Annotated in this window: 11 protein-coding genes; 4 read left to right on the top strand and 7 right to left on the bottom strand. The window is 50.1% G+C overall.

Going from position 1 to position 18,421, the window contains the following annotated elements:
* Positions 1-469 precede the first annotated feature (469 nt).
* The 5 genes from H8L32_RS15665 to H8L32_RS15645 all read right to left on the bottom strand — a co-directional run bounded on the left by H8L32_RS15665 (position 470) and on the right by H8L32_RS15645 (position 6,202).
* The gene (locus H8L32_RS15665) at positions 470-1,360 is read right to left on the bottom strand and encodes an AEC family transporter (RefSeq protein WP_186948174.1); all 891 of its coding nucleotides are present in this window, start codon (positions 1,358-1,360) and stop codon (positions 470-472) included.
* Positions 1,361-1,393: 33 nt separating this feature from the next.
* The gene (locus H8L32_RS15660) at positions 1,394-1,984 is read right to left on the bottom strand and encodes a response regulator transcription factor (RefSeq protein WP_186948173.1); all 591 of its coding nucleotides are present in this window, start codon (positions 1,982-1,984) and stop codon (positions 1,394-1,396) included.
* 27 nt (positions 1,985-2,011) lie between these two features.
* Positions 2,012-4,003 (bottom strand): sensor histidine kinase, encoded by a 1,992-nt coding sequence (locus H8L32_RS15655; RefSeq protein ID WP_186948172.1) that lies wholly within the window; start codon positions 4,001-4,003, stop codon positions 2,012-2,014.
* Between the two features lie 172 nt (positions 4,004-4,175).
* Positions 4,176-5,465 (bottom strand): TRAP transporter large permease, encoded by a 1,290-nt coding sequence (locus H8L32_RS15650; protein WP_222619383.1) that lies wholly within the window; start codon positions 5,463-5,465, stop codon positions 4,176-4,178.
* 98 nt (positions 5,466-5,563) lie between these two features.
* Positions 5,564-6,202, bottom strand: coding sequence for a TRAP transporter small permease (locus H8L32_RS15645; protein ID WP_186948170.1), 639 nt, complete (start codon positions 6,200-6,202; stop codon positions 5,564-5,566).
* Between the two features lie 679 nt (positions 6,203-6,881).
* On the opposite strand from H8L32_RS15645, the gene H8L32_RS15640 reads away from it, so the two are divergent.
* From H8L32_RS15640 to xerD, 3 genes are all read left to right on the top strand, one after another.
* Positions 6,882-7,886: a TRAP transporter substrate-binding protein gene (locus tag H8L32_RS15640; RefSeq protein ID WP_186948169.1), complete on the top strand. Its 1,005-nt coding sequence runs from the start codon at positions 6,882-6,884 to the stop codon at positions 7,884-7,886.
* A gap of 741 nt (positions 7,887-8,627) precedes the next feature.
* A complete protein-coding gene (locus H8L32_RS15635; protein WP_186948168.1) occupies positions 8,628-9,149 on the top strand; it encodes a methylated-DNA--[protein]-cysteine S-methyltransferase in 522 nt (173 codons plus the stop codon).
* A 14-nt stretch (positions 9,150-9,163) separates the two neighbouring features.
* Positions 9,164-10,084, top strand: coding sequence for a site-specific tyrosine recombinase XerD (gene xerD, locus H8L32_RS15630; RefSeq protein WP_408058907.1), 921 nt, complete (start codon positions 9,164-9,166; stop codon positions 10,082-10,084).
* Between the two features lie 87 nt (positions 10,085-10,171).
* Here xerD and H8L32_RS15625 read toward each other — a convergent pair whose 3' ends face one another.
* Together H8L32_RS15625 and H8L32_RS15620 are read right to left on the bottom strand one after the other, a co-directional pair.
* The gene (locus H8L32_RS15625; RefSeq protein ID WP_186948167.1) at positions 10,172-12,001 is read right to left on the bottom strand and encodes a S9 family peptidase; all 1,830 of its coding nucleotides are present in this window, start codon (positions 11,999-12,001) and stop codon (positions 10,172-10,174) included.
* 249 nt (positions 12,002-12,250) lie between these two features.
* Complete coding sequence (locus tag H8L32_RS15620) at positions 12,251-15,136, bottom strand: TonB-dependent receptor plug domain-containing protein (protein WP_186948166.1); 2,886 nt, start codon at positions 15,134-15,136, stop codon at positions 12,251-12,253.
* Between the two features lie 659 nt (positions 15,137-15,795).
* Between H8L32_RS15620 and H8L32_RS15615 the strand changes: the two genes are divergently transcribed.
* A complete protein-coding gene (locus tag H8L32_RS15615; RefSeq protein ID WP_186948165.1) occupies positions 15,796-18,402 on the top strand; it encodes a zinc-dependent metalloprotease in 2,607 nt (868 codons plus the stop codon).
* Positions 18,403-18,421 lie beyond the last annotated feature (19 nt).

Genomic DNA, 18,421 nt, shown 5'->3' with positions numbered 1-18,421 from the left:
TACGCAAACAAGAACTGCCTTTGTTCAACTCCCTTGTACTCTCATTCTCTGGCAACGTGCCTCAGCCTTACTTGGGTGCTGAATAGTTACGGCGAAGCAAAGAAAGGAATTCGGCCGCCGGGCCGAGACCCGGCTTGTATCCACGAAGGGCAATCGTTTTAATAACAACTCAAGCATACAGCAAACGCCACTAGGCTCCAGCCTTCGCTGGAGCGACGTTAATATGATTGCTGTTGATTACCCCAAACCTGGTTTATATCCACGGAGTGAAATTGCTTTAATTAACGACACGGCATACCACGACAGACACTAGGCTCCAGCCTGCGCTGGAGCGACGATAATATGATTGCCGTTAATTGACCGAGATCCGGCTTGTGTCCACGAAGGGCAATCTTGCTGGAGCGACGTTAATATGATTGCTGTTTATTGCAGCTGTTCCGCAAATAATAGAGATCGACATTCCATCCCCTCACCGCACCAAACTCAACCACACCGGCAAAGTCAGCACCGACAACACGGTGCTTGCTGAAATCAGGAAAGCCACAAACGGCCCGTTGCCCCCCATGCGTGCCGCCAGTACATAAGCACTGGAGGCGGTGGGAAGGGCGCAGAAGACGACGGCGATTTGTAGTTGCAACAGAGGCAGTTCCATCCAGCGGCCCAATAGCAGGGCGATGAACGGCAGGGCCAGCAATTTGATGGCCAGGAAATAACTGGCGATGCCTTTGGCTTGTTTCAGGCCAGACACCTGAATGCCGGCACCCACGGCCAGCAAGCCGAGGGCGATGGAGGCGTTGCCCAGGCGTGACAGGGTGGCAGCGATGCCTTCGGGTAGTTGGATTTGCAAGACACTGAACAGGACGCCGCTGGCAGTGCCAACTACCAGGGGATTGCTGGCAATTTCTTTCAGCAGCCTGCCGCTGTTGTGTGCCAGTGCATACACGGCGGCCATATTGCATAGAGGTACCAGGAAGCCGATCAGCAAGGCCATCAATGCCGTGCCCTGTTCACCGGCCAGGCGTGATGCCAGTGCCAGCGCAATATAAGAATTGAAGCGAAAGGCGGTTTGCACCCCGGATTCAAAAATGCGTGGCGCGGTCTTGAACAGAAATTTTGCACACCAGCCCAGAAACATGCCGCAGGCGGTGGTAAAGACGGCGACTTGCAGCAGGTGTCCAGTGGAATGAAAATCAAACTGGGTGCGTGCTGTGGTGTAAAACAGCAGCGCCGGGAACATGATGAAATAAACGATTTTTTCTATACCAGCCCAGAAATGCCCACCCCAGTGTGCATGACGTGCCAGTAAAAAACCAAGCAGTATCAGGGTGAAATCCGGGAAGAGCAGGGTGAAGATGGACATGCCGGGGTATTTTCTATGCTGTCAGAGCAGTTTTTATTTAAGTATGCCAGCCAGTTCGACAGCAGTTTTCACCTGCATCTTGTCAAAAATATGGGCGCGATGCACTTCAACGGTGCGCATGCTGATGCCTAGCTGATCGGCAATGACCTTGTTCATTTTTCCTTGCAGTATCAGGTCCAGCACTTCTTTTTCACGGCCGGAGAGTGTCGCCAGGCGTTCATGGATGACTGCAGCACTGCCAGCCTGGCGCGATTGTGTCAGTGCTTCCTGCACGCGGTCCATGAGTTTGTTGTCGTTGAAAGGTTTTTCAAAGAAATCAAAGGCACCGCGCTTGAGGGTATCGACTGCCATTGGTACGTCGCCATGGCCAGTCAAAAAAATCACCGGCAGGCGTTTGATCAATTGCCGGGACGCCAGCATTTCAAACAGGCTGGTGCCGCTCAGGCCAGGCATGCGAACGTCCAGCAAGATGCAGTCACCCTGGGTGTCGAAGGCCATCGGACGGTCGAGCGCAGTCAGAAATTTTTCTGCACTTTCATAACTGTGGGCAGCAATCTGCCTGGACCTTGCCAGCCAAGACAAAGCGTCGCGTATGACTTCTTCGTCATCAATAATGTGTAACATGCTGCCTCCCTAACGGTAATCGGCGCTTCATTGGTCTGCGCTCTGCTGTTGTTGATGGATCGGTAATGCAAACTGGAAAATAGTACCACCCACGGGGTTATCCCTGTGTGACAGCTTGCCGCCATGGAATTCCACCGCTGTGCGGCAGATATTCAGGCCCATGCCCATACCCGAAGATTTGGTCGTGAAAAAGGGTGAAAACAGTTGTTCTGCCACTTCAGAGGGAATGCCATGCCCACGGTCTATCACTGCGACGATAACTTGCTGCATGGCTTCGTCGTAACTGGTTTCTATACGCAGGATACGATTTTCTGGTGGTGTTTTTTGCATGGATTCAATCGCATTTCTGGTCAGGTTCAATAATACCTGTTCCAGTAAAACGCCATCGGCCAGTATCATCGGCAATCCGGACAGGATTTGCCATTGCAGGGCGACATGGCTGGCTTGTGCCTGCAGTTCGACCAGTGGTGTGACGGTGTGAATCAAATCGGTGATTTGTACTGGCTCACGGGTGGCTTCGCGCTTTTTGACGAATTCATGCACGCTGCGGATGATGTGACCAGCCCGCTGCGCCTGGGCATTGACTTTTTCCAGCGCACTCTGAAACAGGGGGCGGTCTACGATGCCGGATTGCAGCAGGTTGATGGCACCGGTGGTATAGCTGGAGATGGCGGCCAGCGGCTGGTTCAGTTCATGTGCCAGCATTGAGGCAATTTCGCCCATGGTGGCGAGTTTGGCGCTGGTATGCAGTTTTTCTTCCTGCTGGCGTGTCAGGTCTTGTGCCCTTCGCAGTTCAGAAATGTCGAGGATGGAGCTCATCCAGCCAGTCTGCCTGCCATTTTCATTGATCAGGGCGGATTCGTAGATCAGCACCGGAATGCGTTCGCCGCTGGCGTGCTGGTAGATGGTTTCAAAACCTTCTGACGGTACCGTACCTGCCAGCAATTGGGTGAATCTTTGCTGGTATTCTTCTATGGCTTCCGGTGCCCAGTACGGCATGGGTGGCACGCGCCCTATGATTTGTTCTGCCGGGAAACCCACCATGCGACAAAACGCCGGATTGACATAGGTCAGACGGCCTTCCATATCGCGTGCGCGCAAACCGGTGACCAGGGAATTTTCCATTGCAGTGCGAAAGGTGACCTGCTGCCGCAATGCGCCTTCTGCCGCCAGTCGCCGGTTGATATCGCGCCACAGCGCCATCAGGCTCCAGATCAGGCCTGCTGACAGCAGGATGACAGACAGCACCAGCAGATTGGACAGCAGCTTGGGTTCGCTCTTGATGCTATTGGTGCGCAAGATCAGGGTCAGGCTGGGCAGTTCCAGTGCACGGCTGTGGGTATAGACACTCTTGCCACTGCCACCGGCGGCGCGTTCTGAAAGTACGCGGTCATCAATGTCGGTAATGCTGATCTGGTTATCCTGGGCAAACCACCAGGGCACCAGCTCTTCCAGGATGCCGTTCATGCGGTAACTGATCATCATGCTGCCTATGCGATGCTCATCCTTGATCAGGGGTATCTGGCAATGCAGCAGGTAGGCATTTTTTGCATTGATTTCCAGCACCGGCTTAAGGCAGATGGTTTCTTCACTGACATCCAGCGTCCCGAATTCAAATTTGGGCACGGGCAAACGTTCGGCATTGGCCAGCGTGCCTTCACGGGTATCGGCGACAACTTTGTTGTTGGCGTCATACCAGGCAATGCGCTGGACTTCGCGGTTGTTTTTAAGGATGGCGCGAAAGCGGTCCAGCACGGTTTCTTTTTGCAGCTTTGCCGAAATGATTTCACCGCCGATCTGACGCAAGACTTCATCATTGCGGTTTAACTGGAACTGTATGGCCTGTTCTACCCACAGCGAATCGGCGATCAGCTGTTCTTGTCTTTCATTGGCTTCCATACGCTGCGCTTGCCACGGCAGCCAGATCAACGTGGACAGAAACAGCAATAGCAGCAGGATGGGAATAATCCAGCGCCATTTCTGATTTGGCCAGGATTGGGTGCGGTAGAAGCTTTTCATGGGCCTAGTTTACTGCACCCTCGGCATTACGGACAGGGCCAATGCATGGACGTGTGGCAGCCGTGGTAACAACCTGTCATGCAGCCTGTCGTGCAACCACATGGCAAATCTGGACCATCCCGGTGTGGGAATGGTCCAGATTCTCAAAAGCCTTGCTTGTTGCATGCCTTCCTTACATCATGCCCATTGCCCTTGGCAGCCATAGCGACAAACCTGGCCAGTAGGTGACGATGACGAGGAATACCAGCATCGTGCACAGCCACGGCATGACGGCGACGGTCAGTTCGGTAATGCTCATTTTCGAGATGCCGCTGGCAACATACAGGTTCAGGCCCACTGGTGGGTGACACAGGCCGACTTCCATATTGGCATCAATCAAAATACCAAAATGCACGGAATCTATGCCCAGACGAATAGCGGCAGGGTGCAGAATCGGGGCCATCACGAGGATGATGGAAGAGGGTTCCATCACATTACCAGCCAGCAGCAACAGAATATTGGTAAAGAACAGGAAGCCTGCCTGACCGAGTTCTTTTCCTAATATCCAGTCTGCCATCATCTGTGGAATATTCTCATGCGCCATCAGGAAAGAGAACAGTACCGCGTTCGTGATGATGTACAGCAGCATGGCTGACAGTGCTGCCGAATTCACCAGTACCTTGGGGGTATTGGATATTTTCATGTCTTTGTAGACGAAGACAGAAATCAGGAAAGCGTACACCGCGCTCATCGCCGCAGCTTCGGTAGCGGTGAAGATGCCGCTATAAATACCACCGATGATGATGACGACCAGCAGCAAGCCCCAGATACTTTCGCGGAAGGCTTTCCAGCGCTCACCCCAGGTGGCTTTTTTCATGCGTGGATAGCCATTTTTCCTGGCCAGGAACCAGGTGGTGGCGCACAGCATGGCTGTCAACAGCATACCTGGGAACAGGCCGGCAACAAATAGTGCACCGATCGAGGTATTGGTTGAAATGGCGTAAATGACCTTGGGGATCGATGGCAGCATCAATATCCCCAGCGAACCTGCAGTGATGATGACACCCGCACCAAACTGTTTGGGATAACCCTGCTTGACCATGGCTGGCAGAATGATGGAGCCGATAGCGACAACCGTTGCCACGCTGGAGCCACATACCAGGGCAAACATGGCGCAAGAAATAATGCCTGCCAGCGCCAGACCACCATGCCAGTGACCGACCATGCTGGTGGCAAAATTGATCATGCGTTTGGCGACACCGCCATGGGTCAGGAAATTCCCGGCCAGAATAAAGAAGGGGATCGCCATGATCTCGAATTTCTCTATGCCGGTGAACAGTTTCAGAGCAACCGCTTCAATCGGCACCTGGGTCAGCAGGTACATGAACATCAGCACCGTCAGGCCCAGCGCAATGGAGACGGGAATGCCGGTCAGCATCAGCGCGATCAGCAATGCAAAGACGATGCCGACCTTGCCTACCATGCATAAGGCACCAAGTGCCAGACCTATACATAGCAGGACTATGGTGGCACGCTGTTTTGACATCTGTTTGATGCCGAGGGTATCAATGGCGGCGCTCATTACACACCTCCTTTCATGGCAGGGGTGGCGGGTAATTCGACGGCATTTTCTTCATCACTCAGGCCTTCGACGTGGGCGTGGTCATGCTGAGGCAATTCGCCGGTACGGTGAAAGATGAAACCAACTTGCAGGAAACGGAAACACATCAGGTAAGAACCCATCCAGACTGCGGAATAGACTATCCAGGTAGGCCATTCAAGATCCGGTGTGGTAGGGCCTTCGGACATGTCAGCACTGGCCATGCCAAACAGGTTATAAAGGGCGTAGTGCATGCCGTTTTCCCACACGAAAGTCAAACCCAAGGTGCCGATGATGGCGGTAAAAATCGCGCCACATGACAGTGCTGTATACACAGTCGCGTTGCGCCATTCGGCCGGCAGCCGGGTGACCAGCACATCCACGCCGACGTGGACCCCGGCGCGTACGCCATAGGCAGCACCAAATTTGGCCATCCACACAAACATGATGATGCACAGTTCCTGTGCCCAGCTGAACCGCAGCGACAGCAGCCAGTCCTGAACATACGGGATGCTGAAACCGGTACCGTAACGGTGTAGTACCGATATAAAAATGACGAGCGTTGCACCGCCCATAAGGATGGCGATAATCCACTCTTCCAGATGATCGAGGAATTTCATGACAGGGTCCCAGTTGAATAATAAATTGGCGCTATTGTGAGAATAATGGCCAAGTGTCGACAAGCAAGCCATGCAATACGGCAGATTTGCAAGGCAGATTGATACGTGTATCTTCGTTCAGATCAGGCTGTTTCGACAAGCGCCAGCTGTACTTGGATGTGGTATTTCGATGTCACCGGTACTGGTCAGCCTGATTGGCCGGACAGTCGGCAGATTGTTGGCAGTGTGCCTGGCCGTTGCGGGCGGTTGTTTCATACGGTCTCCCATGTTGCAAGAAAATCATTTTTATTATGTTTTATATTTTCCGGTAAGCACGTAACAGGCGGCAACTGTGGTTATCCACATCTTTCTGGAATAAACGACACTTTTCGCATGAATAGTACGCACATCTGCAATTGCCTGCCCCACATGCTGTTTGTTTCACGGGCAAACAGGTTTGTGATCCAGCTTGCCCTAGCTTATCCTAGCTTGTCCTGCATCACATGTTGCTTGCGCCCGGCATGTTAACATCTCATGGATTATGCAGTGGGCTTATCCATGTATGCAATGTGTGCATTGATGTGTGTGGGGGGTGAGTTTTTCATTCATTTCTGCACACTTGTGGTTTTCCACAGTTGCCGGATAATGCCGACATTGAAATAATCCGTGCAACAATCCATAAAAATGTCTGGAGACAAATATGAAACTGAAATCAGTGCTGTTTTCCCTGTTGACCGCTTCCCTTGTGAGTGGTGCCGCATTTGCGCAGGCCCCTATCGTCATTAAATTCAGTCATGTGGTTTCCAGTGATACGCCCAAGGGTAAAGCCGCTGAGCGTTTCAAGGAACTGGCAGAAAAAGCCACCAAGGGACGCGTCAAGGTTGAGGTCTACGCCAACAGCACCCTGTATAAAGATAAGGAAGAGCTGGAAGCCCTGCAATTGGGCGCAGTGCAGATGCTGGCACCGTCGCTGGCCAAATTCGGCCCTTTGGGCGTGAAAGAATTTGAAGTTTTCGATTTGCCTTATATTTTCCCTGCAAAAGACGTGCTGTACGCCGTGACCGAAGGCCAAATCGGCAAGGACCTGATGAAGAAGCTGGAACCCAAAGGTATTACCGGCCTGGGTTTCTGGGACAATGGATTCAAGGTCATGTCGGCCAACAAGCCTTTGCATATGCCTGCTGATATGAAGGGGCAAAAAATGCGCATACAGTCATCCAAGGTATTGGATGCGCAAATGCGTGCACTGGGCGCCAACCCGCAAGTATTGGCTTTCTCTGAGGTCTACCAGGCCTTGCAGACAGGAGTGGTTGACGGCACCGAGAATCCACCATCCAATCTGTACACACAGAAAATGCATGAAGTACAAAAGCATGTGACCATTACTAACCATGGTTACCTTGGCTATGCTGTCATCGTCAACAAAAAGTTCTGGGATGGCTTGCCAGCCGATATCCGTGGTCAGCTTGATGAAGCGATGAAATCTGCCACCAAATATGCGAATGCGATTGCGCAGCAAGAGAATGACAATGCACTGGAAGCCGTCAAGAAATCTGGCAAGACGACGGTGTATGCGCTGACGCCTCAAGAAAAAGCTGAATGGCGCAAAGCACTGTTGCCGGTGCAAAAAGAGATGGAAAGCCGTATCGGCAAGGATTTGATCAGCAATGTCAATAAAGAAGCCGCGAAGCTCGGTTACAAGTAATACGACCTGCACGCACGCATCACACACATCGCCAGAGCATGTAGTGCTTCTGGCGATGTTTGCTTTGGGCGAGCCATTTGCTCTGGTACGCAAGCCCACACCTGATGCATCGATACCAGCATCCCAGTATCTAAGACAATTTCTGCAAGCTCGAATTATCGGCTCACTTCAAAAATCACCAAAATGGGGCGACTGGAGCTGACTGCCACAGTTTTGTCATACCTGATAATGGAAGGTTAGCTTGCTGTTGCTGATTACTTAGGCACTGGTCATCACGATGTCATTATCAAATCTGATATACAAGTAGATAAAAAGGCCAGAGTCACCAAAGTTAAAAAGAAATTGCCGTGTTTTCCGCTAGGAAATACGGCATTTTTTATTTTGGCAAAATAAAAATTGGCATTGCCTAACACATTTTTAGGGTTTATGATCATATTTCACAAATCTGCAACAACGCACCAATTTGTACCATTTTTATTTTGAAAGCCAATTCTGAGCATGCTATATTCTCGTCAGTTCAGATTTCTGCAAGACGAAAAGCAAGTACCAGTTTAAAAGGCGGTAGTGCAAAATAACGGTAACAATACCGTACACACTGAGGAGACGCGCGTTTTTACTACAAGCTGAGCGGATGTGATAAATTAAAAAAAATCATGTACGCTAAACAGCCGAAAACGCGAAAGACGTTTTAAAGGCGCATCAGATGATGCGCCTTTTTTTCTTTTGTCTGAAAGGAAAATCATGCTGGATAAAGAATCGGGTATTTTTTCAGCCATTGTGGAGGCGCCGTTCGGTGCTGTAGGTATTCGCAGTGAAGGCCCTTACATTTCTGAACTGGTCTACCTGCCGGCCCGCTTTAAAGAAAAAGCGCCGGTCGACAAACTGGCTGAACAGGCTGCGAAACAGGTTGATGCCTATCTGAATAACCCGGATTATCAATTCACCTTGCCTTTGAAAGAGGCGGGCACTGCTTTTCAGGGCAGAGTGTGGCAGGCAATTTCATCCATACCGCGTGGTCAGGTATTAACCTATGGGCAGATTGCCAAGCATTTGCGTTCTGCGCCACGTGCAGTGGGGCAGGCTTGTGGTGCTAACTGGTATCCCCTGGTCATTCCCTGTCACCGTGTGACGGCTGCCGGTGGCATAGGCGGTTTTGCCCATAATGATGATGAAACAGGTTTCCATCTGGGTGTGAAACGCTGGTTGCTCGCGCATGAAGGTGTTGCTGGCTATGACCGGACTCAGGATGCATTGTGGAAGTAAAAGGCAAGTCAGCCATCGCGCCAGAACCGGCGATTGAGTTACCCGCCAGCATAACGGCGCAAATTGACCAGTTTTGCGATGCCTTGTGGCTGGAAGACGGGCTGGCCAAGAACACTATCGAAGCCTACCGGCGCGACATGCGCCTGTTTGCCGAGTGGTTGCACCATGGACATGCCAAGCACCTGTATCAGGTCAGCCATGCGGATATCAGCAGTTATATTGCGGCGAAACATGCCAGCTCCAAAGCCAGTTCTGCCAACCGCCGCATGAGCGTACTGAAACGTTTTTATCTGCTGGCATTTCGTCAAAACCTGATCAGTCAGAATCCTTGCAGCAAACTGCGCTCAGCCAGGCAGGCACCACGCCTGCCCAAGACCATGAGCGAAGCCCAGGTGGAATCATTGTTGAAGGCACCGGATGATTCGACCTCGCTTGGCCTGCGTGACAGGACCATGCTGGAGTTGCTGTATGCCTGCGGCTTGCGGGTCAGTGAACTGGTCGGTCTGCGTTCGATTGAAGTTGGGCTGAATGAAGGTGTCTTGCGCATTACCGGCAAGGGTGGCAAGACCCGCCTGGTTCCTTTTGGTGAGATAGCCCGCGCCTGGCTGGAACGTTACTTGAAAGAAGGGCGGCCAGCCATCTTGAATGGCCAGATTGATGATGCCTTGTTCGTCACTGCACGCGGCGCAGCCATGACCCGGCAGATGTTCTGGATACTGATCAAGAAATATGCAGAGCAGGCCCATATTGCCGTGGCACTGTCACCTCACACCTTGCGCCACGCCTTTGCTACCCACTTATTGAATCATGGCGCAGATTTGCGGGTTGTACAGTTATTGCTTGGCCATGCGGATATTTCAACGACACAAATCTATACGCATGTCGCCAGGGAACGCCTGAAGAAACTGCATGCGCAGCATCATCCGCGTGGTTGAAGGCAGTAGCAGTTATTTACTTGTCTGACTGCTGAAAAGAAAAAAATCCACGCATACCACGCGTGGATTTTTTTGTGAATTACCTGCTTACTTGACTGCTGTATTCTCTTCCAGGAACTTCTCTACCCTGGTCCAGAAGTCGACATTATTTTGCGGTTGGCGCCAGCCATGGCCTTCACCAGTATAAGTGATCCATTCTACCTTGGTGCTAGCCGGAAGCGCTTTTTTGAAGCGTTCGCCATGTACCAGTGGAACACGGTAATCTTCGATGCCATAGGCCAGTATCAAAGGTCGGGTCAAGCGACTCGCCTGCTCTACCGGTGACGTGGCTTTTAATTGCGCAGCGTCTTTCTCCTGGTCGCCGATAAGAATTGGCATGCCATAACGTGCCCAGGTAGACCCTGCAGTATCGCTCCAGCTAACGTCATACAGCAGATTGATATCGGTGACACCGACCCAACTGATACCGCAGCGGTACATGTCAGGTTCTTTGATCAGTCCCATCAGGACAGCGTAACCGCCATAACTTGCACCTGCAATACAAATGCGTTTCGGGTCCGCATACCCCTTCTCAATTGCCCATTTGGTGACATCTGTGACGTCATCCTGCATGGCCAGACCCCATTGTTTCCAACCGGCCCTGTTGAGAGTTTTTCCATACCCTTCGCTGCCCCGGAATTCGGGTTCGATTACTACATAACCGCGTGATGCCAGGAATTGTGTCTCGGGATTCCAATCCCAATGCACACCCCGCAAATACGGTCCGCCATGTACCATAACCACCATTGGCAAGTTTTTGCCAGTGCTGTTGCGTGGAATAGTGACATAGGTAGGAATCTCCAGGCCATCGCGAACCTTGATTCTGACAAAGTCCTTATAGGACATTTTTTTCGAGTCGACTTCCGGCTTCCTGTCACCTATGGCCGTAAATTCCTCAGTTTTTGTGTTGTAAATCAAATATGAACCAGGGTGCACGTCTGAAAATGAATGCACAATAATCAAATTATTCTCAGCATTGTTGGCTCCAGCCAGACTGTTGACGGTGTTCGGTAATGCCTTGTCAATTTTTGCCTGATAAGATTTCCATTTATCATCCAGCCACAATATGCCATCTGCATCACTCTCATAGCTGATACCCAGGAGTTTGTTTTGCTTGTTGTTGAAGATAAACCTGCCTGCGAAGTCAAATCCTTTAGTCGATACGATGGGTGTATCGTCTATCTTGTTTTTTTCAAGGTCATAGCGATAAATGGAAGTCGTGTCCTGCCCCTTGTGAGCACGAACATAAAGCTGGCCATCTGGGGCAATAAATGCCGGGGAAAAACCATCTTCCTTGATATTGTCAAACGTAATCAGATTACGCCATTGCTGGGTTTTGGGGTCTTTGTATTCGACGCCCGTCAGGTTGTCCAGACTGGTAGTCGCCACGCGAAGCTGACCAGATTTGTCGAGCATGAAACCTATGGAATTGACTGGAGCAGGAATGTTTTCATTCTGACCTGTCAGCGTATTCAATTTAAACAGTGCTGCACTAGGATTTTTACGGTTACCTGTTTGACGAGTCACATACACGTCATTTTCTTCGTTAGCACTCACAGTGGAATGAAGTGAATGCATACGATTTAGTACCCGTGTTTTTTCGTCACCAACACTAGCTATCAACTGACGGATTTCGGTACCGTCCTTGTTAATGGCAAATGTGCCACTACCACCGCGGCCTTCACCAATCAGAGCGCGAACATCGCCTATGCTGAAAATCAACCTTCGACTATTGACCCAATTAAAAGAAACCACGTCTGTCTTGTCATAACCGGCAATAACTTTGGGAGTCAGGGTTGCCGTATCGAGAACTGACAATACAAATCGATCGTTATTATTCAATGCCAACATGCCGATGGATTTACCATCTGGCGACATCTGTATTTTTTCAATGTGATGAATTTTGAAAAAATTCTCAACCGGAATTTTTTCTTGTACTGGCGTCTGTGCATGGACCGGCACCGCCATACTGAACGCGATAATTGCACAAACAGAAAGTTGTCTGCACATTGTAGTGAGCACCTGTTTCATTCTTTTTCCTATGGGTTTTTTTATTTGAAAATAAGAAGCACTAAAAATAAACGCCCCGGATTACGAGGCGTTTATTCCTTACACTACGTCAACCGATCAACGGAAAACGTATTTTGCAGAGACTGTGAAATAACGGCCGAAGTCGTTATGCAAACTTGAGTTATAACCTTGCTGAACTGTTGCAGCAGTGGTTGTTGGACTGTAAGGTGCTTTGGAATCAGTGATGTTTCTGATGTTGATGCCCAAAGTCAGGTCTTTAAATCCAGTGTAGTTATAACCTAAGTTAAGCGTAGTCCAGCTTGAGATTTGGCAATCTGGGAAATACTTGGTGTAGTTAGGTTGATTCGCAAACGTTGTAGTTGCACCAGCTGGAACACCGGAACCATAGAAGCAATATGGTGTGGCGTAAGTAGTGGCACCATCGTAACGACGATATTGCGAAACGCTGTCGGTAAAGTTGATTGAGCCGTATACAGTATGTGGACCTTTTTCCCAAGTGCTGCTCAATGTTGCACGCAGACGAGGGATATTATCTACCGATGTTGCCCAGTCATTCAAGCCGCCATTCGTACCAACCGCATTTCTTTCGACGTCACCAGGAAATTCAGCACGACGATAAGAAATCAGGTAAGTGGATCTAAATGAAGTGGACAGCTTGCCATTTTCACCCAGGTTGTTGCGCATTTTCAGCTCAACATCCACACCGCTGATTTCAGTAACACCTTGGTTAACCCAAGGTGTTTTTACTGCCAGCAATGGGCCTGTGCCAGGGATAGGATTACCGTTTGCATCTTTCAACTGATTTGCCGGATTTGTATCACGCAGAATAGCATCAGCAGGATATCTGTTTGCATGTTCCAACAAGAAAGTCGCGCTACTCAATGCAACTTCACCTTCTTTACGCAGTTTGTATGTATCTACCAGAATGTCAAAGTTGGCCGTTGGAGAGTAGATCAGACCAAAAGCAAGGCTTTTGGATGTTTCTGGTTTCAGATCAGGATTGGCACCACCAACACCCGAAATGCTCTTTGCACAGTCGGCTTGTTCAGCGCCAGCCACAGGTGTTGCACCATTAGGGCAGCGAACAGGATCAACTGTATTGTTCAGGAAGAATTGCGAACCGCCGGAAGCAACCTGAGACAGAGCTGGAGCACGGAAGCCTTCAGAATATGTACCACGGAATGCCAGACCATCTACGACTGTCCATTTTGCGCCAACTTTAGGTACAAAGTTACCCTTGAAAGTAGGGTATTTATCATACCGGCCAGCGAAATCCATTTCGAAGTTTTTCAGGAATGGTGTGCGGACCTCGAAGAATGCGGAAGAAACGTTACGCTTAGAATCGATTGCTGTTGTTGCCAGGCCCAGAATATCACCACGAGCGTTCGCTGCATCAGGAACAATGGTCAATTTTTCCTGACGGAACTCAACACCAGCCGCAAAGCCGATTGCGCCGCCTCCGAGGTTACCGAATTCTGTCGATGCTTTTGCATCCCATTGAGCGATTTCAGCAGTACCAACGTTGGTCAGATCCGGACTGATTGTTGGGTCTGCTGCGATGGAAGCCAATGAGCGGTTGTCTGTGATCAGCTTGCGCAGGGTAGGCAGGTACAGGAAGCCGTGTGCAACTTCATTGCGTTCGGAACGGTTCCACAATACTGCACTTTCCCAATCCCAGCTAGCAACTGTGCCTTTCAGACCAGCAACCAGACGGGAAGCCTTGTTGTCCAGATCTGTACCAGTTTTGAGGTTTTCAAAACGGTAGGAAACAGCAGTACGGGCATCTTTATTTGGATTGTCTGGATGGCCGATAGGCAGAATTGCCTGGAACGGAGTAGCCAGACCGCCAACCAGGAAGTTGGTAGTTGGAGATGTACCGCTGATGGTACGTGGCGATGCACGATACACACGCTTTGTGTCGTTATAGGCAAATTCACCGAAAGCAGACAGTTTGTCGTTGATTTTCAGATTGCCGACAGTCATAAAATTGATGTCATCGCCTTTAGTCTGTACGTCAGTATCTGCATCTGTATCGTAGTTACAGAATGTACGGCCAAACAATACGCTGGTAGAGCCAATATTGTTGACAGCAGCACCAGTCACTTTACGAGAGTCCGCGCAATTGGTCTGGTTGATGACCGTTGCGCCTGTCGTGAAGAAGGACAGGGAACCAGGAGTGCGTTCTTTGTAGAAGAATGCCTGATTGGATACGCTGCTGCTGTATGGATTCAAACGATAGTTGATGTCAGCATAAGCTTGAGCATTGATATCGTTGGAACCATTTTTCATGGTAGTTGCGTTTTGTTTTCTGTAATCTACAGCAAACAGAACGTTGTAACCCTGGCTGGAGTAGTCACCGAAACCGATCGTGCCGTTAACATTCTGGCGACCGAATTCTCGGTCATCATTGGCAGAGATACTGGTGGAAATTTCACCACCTTGATAATCACGTTTGGTGATGAAGTTGATAACGCCGGCAACCGCATCAGAACCATACACTGCTGACGCGCCGTCTTTGAAAATCTCTACTTTTTCAATGGCAGACAGAGGGATACTGTTCAGATCGTACAGTGTGGACTGGCCGTTGTTTGGATTCGCGTACGCGGAAGGCGTCATGCGGCGACCATTCAACAGGATCAGGGTGGAAGTGGAGCTCAGGCCACGCAGGGATGCCGTTGCAACACCGCGGGAGAAACCATTTTGGTCTGGTGTATCGTTGTAACCACCAGTACCCATGGATGGTACGCCTTTCAACAATTCCAGCACTGTTGTTGCACCACTCTGCTTGATTTCTTTGGCAGTGATGGTTTGAATTGGTGATGTACCTTCTTTATCGACGCGCTTGATGTTCGAGCCGGTAATTTCGATACGTTGCGGTGCTTCAGTCTGAGCGTGGGCATAGCCCCCGATCAGCATGGAGCCAGCAATTACGCTCAGCGCCAGACGTACTGACTGTACGCCAACTTTTTCTTTGAAAATCATTATTATTCCCTCTTTATTGATAGACCAGATGCAATCGGGTGCCGGATCCGTTTGTGGCAGTTTAACTTTGGCACGTCGGAAAATTTTGTGAATTTTCATGTTTGCCTGTACTGCGGTCTGATGAGATATTGCTATGTTTTTTTCCTCTTTAAACTTACATGCGGGAAATGAAAGGCAATTAATCAAACAGAACTTTATTATGTAAATAAAATACCTTTATGGGAAAGCATTTGTTACGCTTTTTTGACTTCTTGTTGTATAGCGGAGACAAGAAATGAAAATTTACTTTCGAAATTTATGAAAAAGCACGATTTTGTGACTTTTTTGAAAATTCATGTAAATGCATATAATTTCAAGTAATAAGCTTATAAAAACAGTGAAAACAGCTTATTTTCTTGTAAATATGGTCAATAAAACGATATTTACTTGTTATATTGCATATGTTTTTGGTCAAAAAAATGCGAAAAAATTTTCAAATTATGAAATTTCTGCAAAAATCAAGCTGTGAAAAGGTTCCTGCAACTTGTAAGAACTTGTAACGAAATATGTGGTCTATGACACAGCCGGGTAGCGCCCAAGTAGGGGTTGACTGCCTGTTTTTAATGTAACCAGGATTGATTATGAAATCGTCAAAAGAAAGCCATTTTAAGAAAAAGACCATGCTGCTTTTGTTATGTGCACTGGGTGGCTCAGCATTTGCGCAAACGCCGCCAGCAACACCTGCTGCCGGTGTTCCTGCAGCGAATGGCGCTGCTGCCCCTGCACCTGGTGCAGCTCCTGCTGCTGCGCCGACGGCATTGCGTCCGTTCAAAGATATCATTAAGGATGCCAAAGAGCTTAAAGGCTTTTTCAATCTGTATCAGAAAGACGACAAGGTCTGGCTGGAAATTCGCCCTGAGCAATTCGACAAGCCTTTCCTGTTTACCTATAACATCCCGAACAGCATCGGTGAGCGCGGTCTGTATGGTAGCCAGATGGGTGGCGGCCACCAGGTGGTTTTCCATAAAATCGGTAACCAGGTGCAATTGCTGGCTAAAAATACAGATTACTACGCAACCCCTGGTACACCACAGGCCCAGGCCGTGGCCCAGGCGTTTTCTGACAGCCTGCTGGGCAGTGCCCCCGTGCTGAGTTCGCCACATGCCGAATCGAAAGGCATCCTGATTGACGCCAGCGCCTTGCTGTTCTCTGATATTCCTGGCTATTCAACCCGTCTGGAATCGGCTTATCGCATGGCCTATGCAATAGACCGCACCAATACCAGCTTCAGCAAGCTTAACGTGGATGAGTCATTGACGGGCTTCCTGGTGAACACTCATTTCTTTGTTCCAAGAATTGCGGCCGCGCCACTGGTGCCTACGCCGGTGCCTATGCCAACGCCGCCAACAACGACACCAGATCCACGCAGTTTCTTTGTCGGTTTCTACTATAACTTCGCGGCCTTGCCGAAAGAAGTAATGCGCCCACGTATGGCAGATGACCGTATCGGCCACTTCGTGACAACCAGCTTTGACTATACCGATGACATCAAACCCAAGACTTCACGTCATTTTGTGAACCGCTGGCGTCTGGAAAAGAAAGACCCAACTGCTGCCCTGTCTGAGCCGGTACAACCCATCGTGTACTGGCTGGATAAAAACGTTCCTGAGAAATACCGCAAATCGATTACCGAGGGCATCCTGGAATGGAACAAGGCGTTCGAGAAAATCGGTTTCAAAAACGCTGTGGTGGCCAAACAGCAGGTAGAAAGTGATACCTTTGACACGATGGATGCGCTCCATGCTTCGGTTCGCTGGTTTGTCGGTGCCGATGTCGGCTTTGCGATTGGACCTTCCCGTGTTGATGAACGCAGTGGCGAAATCCTGGATGCAGACATTGGTATGTCCGACGTATTTGCCCGTGGCGCCCGTCGCATGGTAGGTGAAGACACGGCTGGCCAGGTCGCCAGCCATCAACACAATGGTGATTGCGATTTTGCCCATGAAGCAGCGATGGAAATGGGCTTTGCCATGGAATTGCTGGAAGCACGTGGCGAAGTGGACATGGATAGTCCAAAAGCCGAAGCATTGGCACAAGCCTATGTCAAAGACGTCATCATGCATGAAGTCGGTCATACCTTGGGCTTGCGTCACAACTTCCGTTCTTCCACCATCTATACACTGAAACAATTGCAGGATCCGGTCTTCACCAAGGCCAATGGCCTGGCAGGTTCTGTCATGGATTACATACCCTTCAACCTGTCTACCAAAGGTGAGCCTCAGGGCGAGTATGTCATGTCTTCACTTGGCCCTTATGACTACTGGGCGATTGAATATGCATACAAACCGATAGAAGCTGACAAGGAAAAAGACGAACTGACACGGATTGCGTCACGTTCTACCGAGCCCTTGCTGGCTTATGGTACAGATGAAGATTCCTCTGCTGCCCTGGTGTCAGACCCCGATGTCAATGTCTTCGATCTGGGTTCCGATCCTTTGACGTATATCCAGAAGCGCCTGACGATTTCCCGTGAACTGTGGGACAAATTGCAGACCCGCCAGTTGAAGGCCGGCGACAGTTATGAAAGCCTGCGTCGCAGTTTTGAGTACGGTTTTGGTCAATTTGCCCGTACCGTACCGCTGGCGACCAAATATGTCGGTGGTACCACCTTCCTCAGGGACCATGCCGGAACCGGTCGCGCTACCTTCACACCTGTGCCGGTAGAACGTCAGCGTCAGGCTTTGAAGCTGGTGTCGGACAGTTTGTTCACGGCGAAGAGCTTTGTGTTCACGCCAGAATTACTGAGCCGCCTGGGTGTGGATCACTTCCAGCGCGCTGGCCGTAGCGATATTTCCATCTCGGCCCGCCTGCTCGGTTTGCAAACAGCGGCCCTGGATCAGTTGATGTCGGATGTGGTTGCGCAACGTATGCTCAATACGGCAGAAAAACTGCGTGATCCCAAGAAAGTACTGTCTTTGCATGAACTGTATGGCAATCTGCAGGCCAGCATCTGGAGTGAATTGTCCAATGGTGCAGAAATAACATCTGCCCGTCGCAACCTGCAGCGCGAGCATCTGAAGCGTTTGTCGAACGCCCTGATCAAGCCAACTGCAACCGCACCGGCAGACGCCCGCAGTTTGCAAAGGGAACAGGCTACGCAATTGCTGTCCGCCATTCGTGGCGCTGTCGGCAAGCCGATGAGCCCTGAGTCGCGTGCGCATTTGTCTGAAAGCCTGGCTACGCTTAACGAGGTCTTGAAAGCCTCGCTGGTAAAAACAGGCGTCTAAGCGTTTGTAAGTCTGGGCC

Source organism: Undibacterium hunanense (assembly GCF_014284335.1).
GTDB lineage: Bacteria > Pseudomonadota > Gammaproteobacteria > Burkholderiales > Burkholderiaceae_D > Undibacterium > Undibacterium hunanense.
Note: the sequence above shows the minus strand (reverse complement) of the source record. Positions and strands in the feature narration are given on the sequence as shown.